The sequence below is a fragment of the Treponema denticola genome (assembly GCF_024181605.1).
Lineage (GTDB): Bacteria > Spirochaetota > Spirochaetia > Treponematales > Treponemataceae > Treponema_B > Treponema_B denticola_B.
In genome coordinates, this window is the sequence record NZ_CP054477.1 from 544,302 (window position 1) to 560,315 (window position 16,014).

A 16,014-nucleotide genomic window follows, 5' to 3' on the forward strand; every position below is an offset into this window, starting at 1 on the left:
GAAGGTAAAATTATGAAAAAATATACTTTAATTTTATTGTTTTTATTTGTTGTAAGCTTTGCAGCTTTTTCTCATGCAATGTTTTTGGAACTCGTCGAACCTGGAGTTTTTCAGGTTGAGTACGACGGCGGAGGCTTTACCCCCGGAACAAAGGTAACTCTTTATTCCGACGGAGGCTTTGATGTAATTCAAGAAGGTGTTGTAGACGATAAGGGCTTTTACCGCTTTGATCCTTCTCTTAAAGTAATGTCGGCCGAAGCTTCGGATGGGGCAGGCCATGTCGCCTATTGGGAAGCAAGCGAAGAAGAAAGCTCGGATGAAAGCGGAACGGCCGAATCCGCTTCCGGCGATTCTTCCGCAAAATCTAAAAAAATCGGGAAAACAAAGAGGCTTAGTAAGCTCCCCACAATTTTAACCGTTTTAAATACCTGCGCCATTATTTTTCTCTTTTTTGAATTTAGAACATTTAAAAAAAAGGTTTTAGATAAAAAAGCTTAAAACAAATGCCTAAAATATTGCCGCTCATTTTAACTTGAGTTTTGCTTATAATGAGCGGCAAATTCTTCCGGTATGGTATTTTTTCGACTTATATGTTACACTGTAAATACTAATAAGTAAGGAGGTCTTATAATGTCATATGAAATTTTAGAGAAACGTATAAAAGCTTTGCCTCAGTATTATTATCAAGAACTTGTGAATTATCTTGACTATCTTACCGAAAAAATTGCTAAAAATAAAACCTTGTCGGAAGAAGATGCCTTTAATAAGATGAGTGAGACAAGTATTCAAACTGCATGGGAGTATCTTAAAGATGACACGTGGTGATATTTATATGATGGATTTCGGTATGCCGTTTGGGAGTGAACCCGGTTTTATAAGACCTGTAATTATTATCCAATCAGATAAAGAAAATCTAAATCGTTTAAATACCAAACTTGTTATTCCTCTTACATCAAATACTTTGTTATCCGATCATCTTGGGAATGTATTTATTTCTAAAGATGAATCAAAACTTCCAAAAGATTCTGTAGCATTAATTCACCAAACAATGGTAGTTGATAAAAAAAGATTATTACATTTTGTAGGAAAAATAAATCAATTAGTGTTAGATAAAATAGAAACGGCAATAGACTATGTAACTAAAAAATAAAATGCCGCCGGCGAAAAGAAAGACGGGATAAAAAATGCCTATTGCAGCGATACTGCTGCCGATAAGCATTCCTATCGGAGAAGATATTTGAATCAGCACGGTATTAAAGGCAAAAAATCTTCCTGAGAATTCGGGTTGCACTTTTTTTTGGTAAAGGCTTGTTACATAGACATTAAAAACGCCCATACTGAAACCTGCAAGCAGGGCGGATGAGCTGATAATACTGCCGAGTAAGATTACATTAAATAAAAAGTTGTTTTCTTTTAAAAACCAAAAGTAAAAACCTAAAATCAAAAAAGAAAAGGCCGGCAAAACCAAAGCAAAAAATTTTATATTTTTACCGGAAACTTTTCGAGAAGCAAGGCTGCCCAGTATATTTCCTATTCCTAAACCGAAAAAAACAATTGTTGAAAGAAGAGTTAAAAAAGATTTTTCATCTTTTAAAAATTTATTTATTACAGAAAAAGCCGACTGCCAATTAAACATAAAAACCGTCTTAAACTGATAGGTCAGTATGTTAGAAAAAATAGGTGTACAAAAAAAGTTTAAGCATGAAGCCAATAATGCAAATCTTAAAAGTTCTTTTTCGCTTAAAACATAGCGGTACCCGTCAAAGATTTTTTTTAACTTTGACTCCGCTTTTTTTTGCTCATCCTTCTTTTTAAAATCGTAACGGATAAAAATTTCGGATAGGGCGGATATAAAAAAAGTTATGGCATTTATTAAAATACAGACCTCACAGCCTAAGAGCATCACAAGCCCTGCCGCAAAGATGACTGCCAGCATTGAAATTAAGCTCTTACTCATTTCCAAAACCGAATTGGCTTTTTTTAAATTTTCTTTATTTATTATTTCGGGCAAAATTGCTCTGCTTGAAGGTTTAAAGATGGACAGGCAAAAACCTTGCAAAACACTTATAAGGCAAAACAAAAATACCTTTAACTTAAAATCCAAATTTAAAAGAATCAAAAATAGAATAAAAATATTTAAAACAAACTGGGCCGAATCGCTTAAGTATAAAATCTTCTTTTTGTTAAAGCTGTCTACGATTGAACCCGAAAAAAGAGAAAAAACAATTCTTGAAAATTTGGCTGCAGAATAAACAAGGGCAAAATTTATAGGATTATCTGTTTGAAGGGCGACCCAGATAGAAATAGCTACGCTTCCTATTTCATCGCCTATCAACGAAGTTATTGTACCGAAATAAATTAAAAATAAATTACGCTTTTCCGTTCTTTTTTGAATTTGCATACAAGTATTTTAACTTTTGAGCTCGGAGTTGTCAACCTAAAATCCCGAGATACCGATTTCGCGGTATTTTAAAGCCACCGAAGCGTTTTATGTTTTCGGAAGGAATTTGGGCATCTATTAAAATGCCCTTCTTGTTTTCAAAGAAGTCTTGGGCAAAGAGGGCAAAGGCTGTTTTGGAAGCTCCGCTTACCTTGCTGAACATGGATTCGCCTATAAAGACCTCGTTTATATAAAGTCCGTAAAAGCCTCCGGCCAATTCGCCGCCTTTCCATGCTTCTACAGAGTGAGCAAAGCCCAGCTTATGAAGAAGCCTGTAAGCTTGAAGCATGTCATCCGTTATCCAAGTTCCTTTTTGCCCCTCTCGTTTGATTAGGGCACAGTTTTCTATAACTTCATCAAAGGCTTCATTTAGGCTTATCCTAAAATCCGTCTTTTTTATCTCTCTTTTTAAACGGGACGGAATATGAAAAGAAGCCTTGTCGATTACAAACCGTAAAGAGGGAGAAAACCAGATTATCGGGTCTTCTTCGGAAAACCAAGGAAAAAAAGAATGTTTATAGGCCGAAAGAATCATGCCCGGCGAAAGGTTCCCTCCCGATATGACTTCATCATCTTGGGATGTTTGAATATAATCTTCTTCTCCCAAGGCCTTATTAAAATCAAAAAAATCCTCGCTCTCAAGCCAAGGAAAATCCTTTTGACTTCTTTTTAAGAGTATCTTTTTTTCCGTAGAACTTAAAAGCGATAATGAAGAAAAATCGGTCTGCATTTGTTTTTACTAAAAAGCTGCACCGTTTTATTTTATGTTCAATACCAAATAGGGTTTTTTAAGTTTATCCCCGATTCGGCATTTTACTGAGCTGCCCTTCTTTGTTTCCCCGAAAAGGATCATATCCGTTAATGGAGTTACAAATTCGTCCTCGACAAGGCGGGCCGCATTGCGTGCTCCGAATTCTTCCGAATATCCTTTTTCGGCTAAAAGAGGAATAACATCTTCTTCAAGCTCAAGAGAAATTTCTTTTTCTGCGAGCTGGGAGCGTATTTTTTCTACTTCCTTTTTGATGATGAGGCTCATAACCTGCATCGTAAGGGGGCCGAATTTTATGATTGCATCGAGACGGTTTCTGAATTCGGGAGTAAATGTCTTTTCAACAGCCTCATCGACAGCCGATTCCGAAATACGCTCTCCTCCGAAACCGATTAAGGGCTTTCCTATATTGGAAGAGCCTGCATTGCTTGTCATAATAAGAATTATATTGTTAAAGGCCGCCTTTCTGCCCTGATTATCGGTAAGGGTAGCATAGTCCATAATCTGTAAGAGAATATTATAGATGTCGGAATGAGCTTTTTCTATCTCGTCCAAAAGAAGAACTGCATTAGGGCTTTTTTGCACGGCAGAGGTTAAAAGCCCGCCTTCTTCAAAACCTACATAACCGGGGGGAGAGCCTATGAGGCGGCTTACCGTGTGCTTCTCCTGATATTCGCTCATATCGAAACGGAGGAGGGGGATGCCCAGCTCTTCTGCAAGGGTCTTAGCAAGCTCGGTTTTCCCCACACCCGTGGGGCCGACAAACAAAAAGTTTGCAACCGGCTTATCCTTAGAGCGGAAACCGGCTCGGGAACGTTTTACAGCCTTGGTAACACCCTCGATGGCGGTATCTTGGCCGAAGATTTTTTTTGAAAGGATTTCTTCAAAGTGCCGCAGTTTTTCCGTCTCGTTTACCGAAACCCTTTGTTCCGGAATCTTGGCCGTTTTTGCAACTATCTTATCTATGTCGGAAAGGCTTACCTCCGGCAAAGCTCTTTCTTCAAGGTCTTTTTCATCAGCTTCATTTTCGTTCTTTTCTTTATCGGCTCTTATCTTAATCAGGGCTCCGGCCTCGTCTATAAGGTCTATGGCCTTGTCGGGCAAAAACCTGTCCCTGATATGAAGGGCCGAAAGATGGACTGCCGACTCCAAAACCTCATCGCTGTAGTGAACCTTATGAAAATTCTCGTAACTTTCGCGAAGGCCTTTTAAGATCTTAAGGGCTTCTTCTTCATTCGGCTCTTCAATATCTATTTTTTGAAAACGCCTTGCAAGGGCTGCATCCTTTGTAAAATGCTTATTGTATTCTTCAAAGGTTGTAGCTCCGATACAGCGAACCTTTCCATTCGCCAAAATCGGTTTTAAAAGATCCGGTGCTTCAATTCCGCCTCCGCCCGAGTTTGCATTTACAATGGTGTGGATTTCATCTATAAAAAGAATAGCATTTTTTTCTCTTGAAATTTCGGATACAATCCGTTTAAGCCTTTCTTCAAAATCTCCTCTAAATTTTGCTCCGGCCAGCAGGTCCGATAGGCTTAAGCTGTAGATATTTGCGTTTTTTAAAAAGCTGGGAACCTTGTTTGCCGTAATTCTTTGGGCAAGCCCCTCGGTGATAGCTGTTTTTCCGACTCCGGCTCCTCCCACATGAATGGGATTGTTTTTTTGTTTGCGGCATAAAATCTGAATAGTTCTTTCTATTTCTTCTTCCCTTCCGATGATGGGAGAAAGCCGGCCATTGCGGGCTTTTTCGGTTAAATTTACCGTAAACCTTTCAAGATAAGTTTTTTGTGCCTTATTTTTATCCGTGTTTTTTTCTTCGGAATTATGGTGGGCAGAGTCTTCTTTTAAGCCTTGAGCTTCCCGAACATCTTCGGCTTCTTCATAGGCACTTTTATTTTTGCCGTCATCATAGAAATCGGGGCTGCTGACCAGTTGGAGGAGCCTTAGGCGGTCTATTCCGCTTTGCTTCATAAAAAAAGAACAATGATTTTTTTCTTCATCCATAAGGCTTACTATTATGTCGTTAATCCCGATAACAGGCTTTTCTGCAGCATTACAGTTTAAAATCGCTCTTTCAAAAACATTTTGCAGGCCTACTGTTTGAATCGGTTCTGCCTGATTGTTTTGTGTCCTTACCGGAATCTTATTTTCAAGGTAAGTGTTTAGGTTATCATGGATGTAACCCAGATCCGAACCTGAAAGGGTAAAAAGCTCCAAGGCCTTAGGATTGAACATAATAGCCCACAAGAGGTGTTCCGGAGTAACGAATTCATGATTTCTTTTTTTTGCGTCTTCAACAGCATCTTGGAAAATGCGTCTGACAGTTAGACTTACCGTAAAATTCATAGTTTTTCAACCTTGCATTGCAGCGGAAAATTATTATTCTTTGCTGCCGTTAATACTTGAAAGCATTTTGTTGCTGCTATGTCATATACATAGATACCGACAGAGGCTTGTCCCGTTTTATGAACCTTAAACATCAAAGTTTCGGCCTCTTCCTGCGACTTATTAAATATGGAAATAAGGACGGCCACAACAAAATCCATTGGGGTAAAGTCATCATTAAGAAGAATGACCCTATAATTTTCCGGTTCTATAAATTTTTCAGATATAATAGTCCCCTTTTGGGCTTGCTTTTTTAGTTCCATACATATAAAGTACTGTAAAAATCCGTATTTTACAAGCAATTTTTTATTTTTTTTAGTAATATTCTTCCGTAAAATAAGAATTTTGACAAAAAATTCGATATATTTGTAAAAAGGGAAAAAGGGAACTTGATATTTTAACGTAATGTGATATACTATAATGCGATGAGCTCTAATAATTCTGAAACAAAAAAAATAAAACCTATCAATATCGGCAGAAAAAATGCGGTAATGGAAAGGATTTTTGAACTTATATATAATAAATCATCGTTTTTGCTTTTAGGGCATAAGCACGCCGATGAGGATTGTTTCTCCTCGGTTGTTGCTTTCGGCTTATTATTGCGTAAATTCGGGAAAACCGTAAATATTTTTTTAGAAGATAATGTTCCCGATAATCTTTCTTTTTTTGCGGATATTTGCAGATACAATTTTATCTCTTTCTTTGTTAATGATGTGACTGAGGTCATAAAGCCCGATGTTGTCGTTATCTTAGATACACCTAAGCCTGATATGATAGCCTCAAATGATGATATTAAGGTTTTTTTAAAGGATAAAACGCTTCCTAAGGTTGAGATTGATCATCATTTTGCCGCGGATGCGGATTATTCGGGAGATGAGGATTATAGACTTACATTGAGGGCTTCAAGCACTTGCGAGATAATAGGGCAAATGTGTTTAAAGCTTGAAAAACGGCCTGGGATTCTTAAAAAATACGGTATAAATGAGTTATATTCCCGTAACATAGTTCTTGCTATGCTCACAGGCATGATTGGAGATGCAAAGATGGGGGACTATCTTTTTAAGCAGCGTGATAAGGCTTTTTATAATTATTTTTCAAAAAAGTTCAATTCTATTCTTCATGAGAAATTTAACGAAGGTTCTCAAAACATAAGTTCCGTCAATGAAATTGTGAATGTAATGGAAAAACTTTCAGACGAAGATGCAAGAATTTACAAGTCGGTAATGAAAAACGCATTTTATGATGGCCGTGTCGGTGTTATAATCTTAGATGAAAAACAGTCCGACGCTTTAAGTTCGGGTATTGATTATAATCAGTTTTTGGGTGTTATAAAGCGTGCTACAGATAATATAGCCGAAGAAGTTCATGGAGTGGGCATCTCGGCGTATTTTGATCCTTCGGAAATCTCCGATAAAATTCAGCTTAGAATAAGGGCTTCCGGAGATGTAAAGGGAATCGATGTAAGACCTATTTTAAACGAATTCGGTATTGAAGACGGCGGAGGCCATCCCGGTGCCATAGGCTTTAGGTTCCCCAAAACGGAAATCAAAGATCTTCCCGCCTATGTAGAGAAAATTTCTAAAAAAATTAAAACCCTTATTCCGAAATGATGCCTCAAAAAATAAACTATGACAGGCTGATGCAAGATACGATAAAAAATTTAGGTTCGAATGATAAGACCTTATTGCTTCATTCCTGCTGTGCGCCTTGCAGTTCTTCCGTTATCTTAAAACTTGCTCCTTTTTTTAAGCTGACTATTTTTTATTATAATAGCAATATCGATACTTCTGAAGAGTACGAAAAAAGAGCGGAAGAGCAAGGGCATCTTATTTCCATATACAATGAAGAAAATCTATCATCTCACAAGATAGAAATAATCAAAGAGGTCTATAACCCGCAAGAATTCTATGAGATTTCTCAAGGTTTGGAGGATTGTCCCGAAGGGGGGGAGCGCTGTATGCGTTGTTACCTTTTACGGTTAAAAAAAACTGCCGAAAGAGCTAAAAAGGACGGTTTTGACTTTTTTACCTCAACCCTTTCGGTAAGCCCCTTAAAAAATGCGGAAAAACTTAATTTTATAGGTCTTTCTCTTGAAAACGAAGGCTGCAAATGGCTGCCGAGCGATTTTAAAAAAAGAAACGGCTACCTTGATTCTATAAATTTAAGCAAAAAATACGGTCTTTACAGGCAGGACTACTGCGGCTGCAAATACTCAAAACGATAAAATTTTACTCATTTTATACTCATAAATTCAAGTTTTAGAATTGACTATATACTTAATTCCTGTTATAATGGAAGCCAAAGTAATCAATCTATTGACTAAAAATAATAGGAGGTCAAAAGTGAAACTTGAATTAGGTATTATCCCCATTAACGACATGAAATTTGGAAACAAAACTGCCGTTAACGGAACATGCCTTGAAGTAAACAAAGCTGAACTTGAGGCTCTTATCAAGGAAGATCCGCTTGTAACCGGCGTAGAATTGCACATTGCAAAGCCCGGCGACAACACCCGAATTATCCCTGTAAAAGATGTTCTTGAACCCAGATGCAAGGTAGAAGGCAGCGGCGTTTGCTTCCCCGGTTTCTTTACCGGTGAAGAGGCTGTTGTTGGAGCAGGTAAAACCCATGTATTGAAGGGTGCTGCTGTAGTTACAACCGGAACCGTTGTAGGTTTCCAGGAAGGTATCATCGACATGAGCGGTCCGGGTGCTGAATATACGCCCTTTTCAAAGACCGTAAACCTCGTTGTTGATTGCAAGATCCAAGACGATGTTACCCGTGCTATTAAAGAAAAGGCTTTACGCCTTATGGGCTTAAAAACAGCCCGATATCTCGGAGAAGCTGCTAAAAACGTAAAACCCGCTTCTGTAGAAACCTACGAAACACTCCCCTTCGTAGAGCAGGCTAAACAATATCCTAATCTTCCCAAGGTAGGCTATGTTTACATGCTCCAGAGTCAGGGACTTTTACACGATACCTACTACTACGGTATTGATGTAAAGCAGATTCTTCCCACTATGATGTACCCCACAGAAGTTATGGACGGTGCAATCGTAAGCGGTAACTGCGTTTCTGCATGCGATAAAAACCCGACCTATGTTCACCAGAACAGCCCCATTATCCATGAACTCTATAAGCGACATGGAAAAGACATCAACTTCATGGGTGTAATTGTTACAAACGAAAACGTTACTCTTGCAGACAAGGAAAGATCTTCTAACCTTTCAGCAAAGTTGGCTCAGATGCTAGGCTGCGATGCAGTTATAGTTTCTGAAGAAGGTTTCGGAAACCCCGATGCCGACTTAATTATGAACTGCCGCAAGATCGAAGAAATGGGTATCAAGACCGTTCTCGTAACCGACGAATATGCCGGTCAAGACGGTGCAAGTCAGTCTCTTGCTGACTCTAACCCCTTAGGAAATGCTGTAGTTTCTAACGGAAACGCAAACGCTGTTGTAAAACTTCCCCCGATGAAGACCATCATCGGAGATGTAAAACAGGCAAATGTTATTGCAGGTGCTTGGGACGGAAGTTTACATGCCGACGGAACAATCGAAGCTGAAATTCAGGTTATTACCGGTGCTACAAACGAGCTCGGATTCTGGAATCTTAGCGCAAGAGGACTATAAGGAGTTAAGCTATGAGTAAAGTAATTGTTCATTATATCAATCAGTTCTTTGCCGGAAAGGGCGGAGAAGACATGGCTGACTACAAACCGGAGGTTATTGACGGAACAGCAGGTCCCGGTACCGGAATTCAAGGTGCCTTAGGAGATGCCGGAAAGATCGTCAAGACCATTATCTGCGGTGATAACTTTTTTAACGAGCACGAAGAAGAAGCTCTTGCATTCGTAAAAAAAGTTCTTACAGAAACAAAAGCTGACCTTCTTATTGCCGGTCCCGGATTTAACGCCGGACGATACGGTATGGCTTGCGGTAACGCAGCAAAGGTTGCCTTTGAGCTCGGTATCCCCGCTGTTTCGGGTCTCTATGAAGAAAACCCCGGTTATGATGTATTTAAAGCCTTTATGTACACAATCAAGACAGGCAACTCTGCTGTAAGTATGAGAGAAGCTGTTCCTGCTATCGGAGCTTTGGCTAAAAAACTTTTGACAGGCGAAAAAATTTGCTGCCCCGAAAAAGAAGGTCTCTTACCCAGAGGCGTACGCCAAAACTACTTTGCAGAAGAAAGAGGTGCAAAGAGAGCTGTTGACATGCTCATCAAGAAGATTAAGGGTGAAGAATTCGTAACCGAATATCCGATGCCCGTATTCGACAGAGTACCTCCTCAGCCTGCCGTTAAGGATATTACCAAGGCAAAGGTTGCATTGGTAACTTCAGGCGGTGTTGTACCCAAGGGTAACCCCGACCACATTGAAGCTTCAAACGCTTCACACTACGGCGAATATTCAATCGCAGGTATGGCAGCTCTTTCATCAAAAGACAGTGAAACTGCTCACGGCGGATACGACCCGACCTATTGTAACGCAAACCCTAACCGAGTTCTTCCGGTAGATGTTTTGCGTGATCTCGAAAAAGAAGGAAAGATCGGAAAGCTTCATGACAAGTACTATACAACGGTAGGAAACGGTACGGCCGTTAAGCGTGCAAAGAAATTTGCCGAAGAATTTGTTCAAAAACTTGTAAAAGACGGAGTGCAGGCTGTAATTCTTACCTCCACGTGAGGCACATGTACTCGTTGCGGTGCAACGATGGTTAAAGAAATCGAGAGATTCCTCCCGGTAGTACATATTGCAACTGTTGTTCCTATCTCAAAGACTGTAGGAGCTAACAGAATTGTTCCGGCTGTAGCTATTCCTCACCCGCTCGGTGATCCTAAAATGAACGATGCAGATGAGAAAAAACTCCGCCGCTCCCTTGTTGAAAAAGCATTAAAAGCTCTTGAAACACCCGTTTCAGAGCAAACCGTTTTTTAATTTAGCTTTTTAAACTAAAGCCCCCAAGCCTCTAAGGCAAGGGGGCTTTTTTTATTTAAATTAGTTTATTGCGGCTAATTTAATATATTTTCCCTGACTCGATTTTAAGAAGGCGGGTAAAAAAATCGTCTTTATCCTCGTTATGGCTAATTTCAAAGACTATCTTTTCTTGAGAATAGCCTAAAAGCTTGTTTCTTTCGCTGCGGTAGCGTTTAATGGTTTGAATATCCATTCCGGCTTCGATTTCGTCTATGAGTATTATATCGGCTTTCTTTGCTCGGGCAAAGAGTTTTAGTGCAAGGAGCTTTTTTCTCATGCCTCCGGAAATGTTTTTTGCATTGGCTTCGAGGATAAAGTTTAAAAGGTCTTCATCGTTTTTTGTTTCGGAAAAATCCCAGGCTTGCAAAAAGGCGGAGATCTCTTCAGCTGTAAGGCCTGTTTTCATTACTTCAAAATATTTTTCGATTGTTTCGTTTAAAATGAACTCATCCTGACTTATATAAAGGATTTTATTCTTTTTAAATTGAGATGAATATTCCTTGATGTTTTTTCCGTTGATGAGGATTGAGCCGCTTGAGGTTTCAAGCAGACCTGCTAAAAGTTTTAAAAGAGCAGTCTTTCCGCTTCCGTTTTTACCGCAGACCCTTACTCTATCCCCCGGATAAAAAGTCATATTGAGATTATTTAATAGGGGAGCAGTCCTTTGAGAGCTCTCTGTTTTTTTATCATTATCGAGATTATAATCAAAGGAAAAATTTTCAAACGAAAGAGATTGTAAGCTTTCCCATTTGAAAGTTTTTTCTTCCGTGTCTTTTTTGTGAAGTTGTAGTATTTCTTCAATGTGTTCAAATGCGGGAAGGTTTGCATAAAAGGCCGAGATCAATTGCTCGGTTTGAGTACTGAAAGAGAAGATCATGTTTGAGATAAAAAATAAAAATAATAAGTCGCCTGTTGATGTATTTTTACCTAAAACTATAACCAAGGATAGGGCGAGGAGGGTAAAAACCATATTGATGTTTGCTAAAATATTTTTTAAAAAGACTTGGGTAAAATCGTTTTTGCGGGCAAGCTTGATAAAATTTTTAAGCATCTTTTTATGTTTTTCTTCAATGTAGCCTTTTAAATCGTTTGTCTTAAACAGTTCGATTGAATCTATAAAGGAATTTGTAAGGGCATTAGTTTTTTTTAATTCTGCGTTTACATTTTGAGAATTCTTTTTTATGGTTTTTCTTGCCAGTAAAGAAATCAAAAATCCTGCGCCGGCCATAAGAAGGAGTAAACCTCCCAAAGAGGGGTTTAAGATTGAAACAAAAATTAAAAATAGAGCAAGCATTAAAAGATTTGAAAAGATGCGGATTCCGAAAAGCGTTAAACTTGAAAAAACACTCATGGTATCATTGAATAAAATATTTTTAATCTTTTCTCTTCCGGTATTGCTTATCCTTTGAAACGGAGCACTTATGATGCTCTTAAAAAGTTTATTGCGGACCCGCAGTAAAATTATCCCTCCGGCCTTGTCCAATAATTGATACCAAAAAACATTTAAAAGGTTTCCTGCCAGTAAACAGCAAACATATAAAAGAAGATAGATAGCAAAGGAGCCGCCTCCTATTCCCTCCCTTATTTTATCGATAAATAATTTAAAAAAGAGGGGCAGGCTTATTTCTACGCAGGCGAGGAGGAATGTTAAAAAATAGATAAGGGAAACCAAGGCCTTATTTTCTTTCCAAATTTCTTTACAGTATTTAAAAAATAGTTTCATGTGTTCCTTTTATACGATGTTTATATAGCCGATATTAAAAAACATTATACCCATAAACCGACTTTAAGACTATACATGCTTAAAAATTAAATATCTTCCTTATTTTTTTAGTTTCCCTCTCATTGTTAATAGTTTTTCCGCTCTTGTAGACAAATTTTCACTTTTAGTGTATCATCTTAAAATACTTTTTTTCGAGGAAAAAGATGGATTATATTGAAAGTCTTTTTAATAAGAATTTTTTGGAATATGCAAGTTATGTTATCCGCGACAGGGCCATACCCGACCTTGAGGACGGTTTAAAGCCTGTTCAAAGGAGAATTCTACATTCCCTCTTTGAGATGGATGACGGCAAATTTCACAAGGTAGCAAACGTTATCGGGCACTGTATGAAGTACCATCCCCACGGAGACGCTTCAATAGGAAATGCCCTCGTGGTTCTTGCTTCAAAAGAGCTTTTTATAGATACTCAAGGAAACTTCGGGAATATTTTTACCGGAGATGAAGCTTCCGCTCCCCGATATATAGAGTGCAGAGTAAACGAGTTTGCAAAAACCATTTTCTATAATCCCCATATAACCGATTATACCGTTTCTTATGACGGAAGAAACAAGGAGCCCTTAGCCTTTAGGGCCAAGCTCCCCGTAATCCTAGCGATAGGGGCAGAGGGAATTGCCGTAGGTATGTCCACAAAGATTTTGCCTCATAATATCCTCGAAATAATTGAGGCCGAAAAAGCCTTTTTAAGCGGAAAATCCTTTGCTCTTTTCCCCGACTTTCCCACAGGAGGATTGATAGATGTTTCGGAATATGAAGACGGCTTGGGCAAAGTTTTAGTCAGGGCCAAGCTCGACACCTCCGACGAAAAGAGGATAGTAATAAGGGAGCTGCCCTTCGGAAGCACCACCGAAAGTATGATTAACTCTATCGAGGCCGCTTCAAAGGCCGGAAAGGTTAAGATTTCGGAAATAAGCGACTATACGGGCGAAAATGTCGAGATTGAGTTAAAGCTCCCCAGAGGGGTTTACTCTGCCGATGTGGTAGATGCCCTCTATGCTTTTACCGAATGCGAGCAGTCTATTCCATGCAATCTTTTGGTTATAAAGGACAATCTTCCGGTTCAAATTACCGTAACCGATATAATAAAATATCACGCCAAACAGTTGATGCAGATTTTAAAAGATGAGCTCGAATATGAACGGGCTATGCTTACCGACCGCCTGCACATGCGCACCCTTGAGCGTATTTTTATCGAGGAACGCATATACAAAAAGATAGAAACTATGAAGACGGCAGAGGGCGTAATCAATGCGGTTATCAAGGGCTTTGTTCCCTTTAAAAAGGAATTAATCCGCGATGTAACCGAAGATGATGTCGACAAATTGCTTAAAATCCCCATCCGCCGCATATCTCTTTACGATATAAACAAAAACCGTGAAGAGGTTAGGGAGATAAATAACCGCTTAAAGGAAATAGCAAAGCTTTTAAAGAACTTAAAGGGCTATGCTATTTCGATTTTGGACGGAATTGCGGCTAAACTGCCGGCAGAAGAATTTAAGCGCAAGACCGAGATTACCGGCTTTACAAAGGTTGATGTAAAAGAAGCCGTAACAAGGGATACTGCCCTCCGCTATGATGAAGAAACGGGCTATCTCGGCACCTCCGTTACCACAGGAAAAGAGATTCTACGGGTCAGCCCCTATGACCGCATCTTTGTCTTGCGGAAGAGCGGGGTTTATACCGTAATGGATGTGCCCGACCGAGTCTTTGTCGATACCGGAATGTGGTATTGCGGTTTTGCTGAAAAAGAAGAGCTTTCAAAGGTGCTTTTTACCGTAATTTACCGCGATTCCAAGACAAAGTATGCCTATATAAAGAGGGCTAGGGTAGAAGGCTATATCCTAAACAGGGATTACCTTTTTGCCCCCGACAATACCGAGGTGCTTTTTGTAAGTACGAAACTTAAGTTTTCTTTTAAGCTGAACTATGCACCTAAACCACGTGTAAAAAAGATAGAAGAAGAATTTAAGGCCGATTCCTTTGCCGAGAAGGGCTTAAAGGCCCAGGGCGTGCGCCTTTCGGTAAGGGAGACCCTTTCTGCAGAAGAACTGTCTGAAAAAAAATCTTTGATTAAAAAGGCTCAGGAAAAAAAGACCGAAACAAAAAAGGCGGTTAAAAAGGAAGCTACTATACAGGAAAAAAAAGAGGCCGTAAAGAAGACTAAGTCTGAAAAAACTTCCAAGCCCGTCAAAAATGAGAAGTCTTCCGGAGCTCAAAAGACCTCAAAAACAGGAAAGAAAAAAGTATCCGATAAATAAGGATGCTTTTAATCGAGAAACAAGATTTTTTTGATTTCTTCTAAGAGCTGAAGCTGTTGTTCGGCTCTGGCTATGCCTTCTATTGCGGGATCATAGCGTTTGTCTATCGTTAAAATTTCTTTCCAAAGCTCTATAGCTTTTTCGTAGTTTTTATTATTGTACTCTTTTAAGGCTTGAACATAAAGTTTTTTTACTGTGCTAAGTTTTTCATCTCTTTTATCCTGACCTAAAAGAAGTTTTACTCCAACGCTGATTCGGCTGATATTTGTAACCTGGCTGGATAGGTCAAGGGTATAATTTGCAGAAATTTGAACATCCGAGAGATTGACTTCTCCTCCCAAGGTAAATCGTGGATTTCCTCCCCTAATGCCGAAACCTGTTAGAAGATTAAAATATTTTGTGATTGAAAACATCAATCCTAAGTTTCCATAAGGAAGTCCGGATTTTTTTATGTTTACAACATTTATCCCCTGATTTAAATCCATTCCGAATAAAAAGAAATTTACGGGTCTATATGCAAAGCCTAGTGAGATATAGGAGGGTGGTATTTCGCCCTTTATAGGGGTTCCGAAGTTTTTTAAGCTAAGGCCGAAATAAAAGTTAGGCTCATCACTGTAAAAGATTTTTGTAACATTGGCTCTTATCATAATTCCAAAATCGCCAAGAACGGCATATCCGTTTTGTTGTGAAGCATTTTTATATTGAGGGGCAGTGTTATCCGGATCTGCCGGTTCATCTTGTCCTGAAAAAGGAGGCATTGACCTTATGCCGGTTTTTATACTTCCCCCTACTGTTAAACCTTTAAAATCGTATCCTGCAAAAAAATTATAGGCTATATTTGCAGTTAAAAAGGTTTCGCTGTAATAGCCTGATGCTTTTTTTTGCCCCAACGGGCCGTATTCGGTAAATGGAATATAAAAACACCTCAATGATGTACCCCAGCCCAGATGATTTTTCCTTTGGGTATAGCCTACCGTTTCGAGCTTGGAATCGGCTATCCAACTGTTGTGTAGAAGATTTAGCTCGGTTTCTTTTAAAAGGGCACTCGCAGCAGGGTTTGCATCGAAAAAACTTATATCGTTTGAAAGAGCTGTAAAAGTACCTCCCAGACCTTCGAAGCGGCCTCCCGAGGGAATCAAAAGGGATCTAAAAGCTGTTTCTCCCTCAAATTTTTGTGTAAAGATATCAAAAATTGATGATGTGCCCGAGTAAAAATTGGAAATATCTGCACAAAAAAGGCCTGTTTTTGAAAAAATGAGAAAAATACTTATGCAAACGGCTTGAAAAATTCTCTTCATACTTATACTATTATATATGAATTTCGGCTTTTTTTTAAGCTATTTTTAGAGATTTTTATTAAAAAAAAGTATAAAAAGCCGAAAATTGATATAGGAGTTTTTTGTA

At 38.9% G+C, this 16,014-nt stretch carries 14 protein-coding genes; 8 read left to right on the plus strand and 6 right to left on the minus strand.

The genetic code is table 11. From position 1 onward, the window contains the following. Nucleotides 1-12 precede the first annotated feature (12 nt). From E4N80_RS02370 to E4N80_RS02380, 3 genes are all read left to right on the plus strand, one after another. Nucleotides 13-498, plus strand: a complete 486-nt coding sequence (locus tag E4N80_RS02370) for a hypothetical protein (RefSeq protein ID WP_253700141.1) — start codon at nt 13-15, stop codon at nt 496-498. 132 nt (nt 499-630) lie between these two features. After that, the gene (locus E4N80_RS02375; RefSeq protein ID WP_253700142.1) at nt 631-825 is read left to right on the plus strand and encodes a hypothetical protein; all 195 of its coding nucleotides are present in this window, start codon (nt 631-633) and stop codon (nt 823-825) included. Next, nucleotides 812-1,150: a type II toxin-antitoxin system PemK/MazF family toxin gene (locus E4N80_RS02380; protein ID WP_253700143.1), complete on the plus strand. Its 339-nt coding sequence runs from the start codon at nt 812-814 to the stop codon at nt 1,148-1,150. The genes E4N80_RS02375 and E4N80_RS02380 overlap by 14 nt, the downstream gene beginning before the upstream one ends. Here the strand turns inward: E4N80_RS02380 and E4N80_RS02385 are convergent. The 4 genes from E4N80_RS02385 to E4N80_RS02400 are packed head-to-tail and all read right to left on the minus strand — an operon-like array spanning nt 1,106 to nt 5,857. Beyond that, nucleotides 1,106-2,401, minus strand: coding sequence for an MFS transporter (locus E4N80_RS02385; protein WP_253700144.1), 1,296 nt, complete (start codon nt 2,399-2,401; stop codon nt 1,106-1,108). The genes E4N80_RS02380 and E4N80_RS02385 overlap by 45 nt on opposite strands. A 31-nt stretch (nt 2,402-2,432) precedes the next feature. Next, nucleotides 2,433-3,170 carry a leucyl/phenylalanyl-tRNA--protein transferase gene (gene aat / locus E4N80_RS02390; RefSeq protein ID WP_253700145.1) on the minus strand — a complete coding sequence of 246 codons (738 nt, stop codon included), beginning with the start codon at nt 3,168-3,170 and terminating at the stop codon, nt 2,433-2,435. 27 nt (nt 3,171-3,197) lie between these two features. Then, nucleotides 3,198-5,555 carry an ATP-dependent Clp protease ATP-binding subunit ClpA gene (clpA, locus tag E4N80_RS02395; protein WP_253700146.1) on the minus strand — a complete coding sequence of 786 codons (2,358 nt, stop codon included), beginning with the start codon at nt 5,553-5,555 and terminating at the stop codon, nt 3,198-3,200. Next, nucleotides 5,552-5,857 carry an ATP-dependent Clp protease adaptor ClpS gene (locus E4N80_RS02400; RefSeq protein ID WP_253700147.1) on the minus strand — a complete coding sequence of 102 codons (306 nt, stop codon included), beginning with the start codon at nt 5,855-5,857 and terminating at the stop codon, nt 5,552-5,554. The genes clpA and E4N80_RS02400 overlap by 4 nt, the downstream gene beginning before the upstream one ends. Before the next feature lie 162 nt (nt 5,858-6,019). Here E4N80_RS02400 and E4N80_RS02405 point away from each other — a divergent pair, with 162 nt between their 5' ends. From E4N80_RS02405 to grdB, 4 genes are all read left to right on the plus strand, one after another. Then, nucleotides 6,020-7,204 (plus strand): DHH family phosphoesterase, encoded by a 1,185-nt coding sequence (locus E4N80_RS02405; protein ID WP_253700148.1) that lies wholly within the window; start codon nt 6,020-6,022, stop codon nt 7,202-7,204. Continuing rightward, entirely contained in the window at nt 7,201-7,818 is a 618-nt protein-coding gene (locus E4N80_RS02410; RefSeq protein WP_253700149.1) for an epoxyqueuosine reductase QueH, read from the plus strand. The genes E4N80_RS02405 and E4N80_RS02410 overlap by 4 nt, the downstream gene beginning before the upstream one ends. 118 nt (nt 7,819-7,936) lie before the next feature. Beyond that, nucleotides 7,937-9,226 (plus strand): glycine/sarcosine/betaine reductase component B subunit, encoded by a 1,290-nt coding sequence (locus E4N80_RS02415; protein WP_002668203.1) that lies wholly within the window; start codon nt 7,937-7,939, stop codon nt 9,224-9,226. An 11-nt stretch (nt 9,227-9,237) separates the two neighbouring features. Next, nucleotides 9,238-10,533 carry a glycine reductase complex selenoprotein B gene (gene grdB, locus E4N80_RS02420; protein WP_253700150.1) on the plus strand — a complete coding sequence of 432 codons (1,296 nt, stop codon included), beginning with the start codon at nt 9,238-9,240 and terminating at the stop codon, nt 10,531-10,533. Nucleotides 10,534-10,612: 79 nt separating this feature from the next. Here grdB and E4N80_RS02425 read toward each other — a convergent pair whose 3' ends face one another. Next, nucleotides 10,613-12,295, minus strand: a complete 1,683-nt coding sequence (locus E4N80_RS02425) for an ATP-binding cassette domain-containing protein (protein WP_253700151.1) — start codon at nt 12,293-12,295, stop codon at nt 10,613-10,615. 203 nt (nt 12,296-12,498) lie between these two features. On the opposite strand from E4N80_RS02425, the gene E4N80_RS02430 reads away from it, so the two are divergent. Beyond that, nucleotides 12,499-14,610, plus strand: coding sequence for a DNA topoisomerase IV subunit A (locus tag E4N80_RS02430; protein WP_253700152.1), 2,112 nt, complete (start codon nt 12,499-12,501; stop codon nt 14,608-14,610). Between the two features lie 8 nt (nt 14,611-14,618). Here E4N80_RS02430 and E4N80_RS02435 read toward each other — a convergent pair whose 3' ends face one another. After that, nucleotides 14,619-15,908, minus strand: a complete 1,290-nt coding sequence (locus E4N80_RS02435; RefSeq protein ID WP_253700153.1) for a UPF0164 family protein — start codon at nt 15,906-15,908, stop codon at nt 14,619-14,621. Nucleotides 15,909-16,014 lie beyond the last annotated feature (106 nt).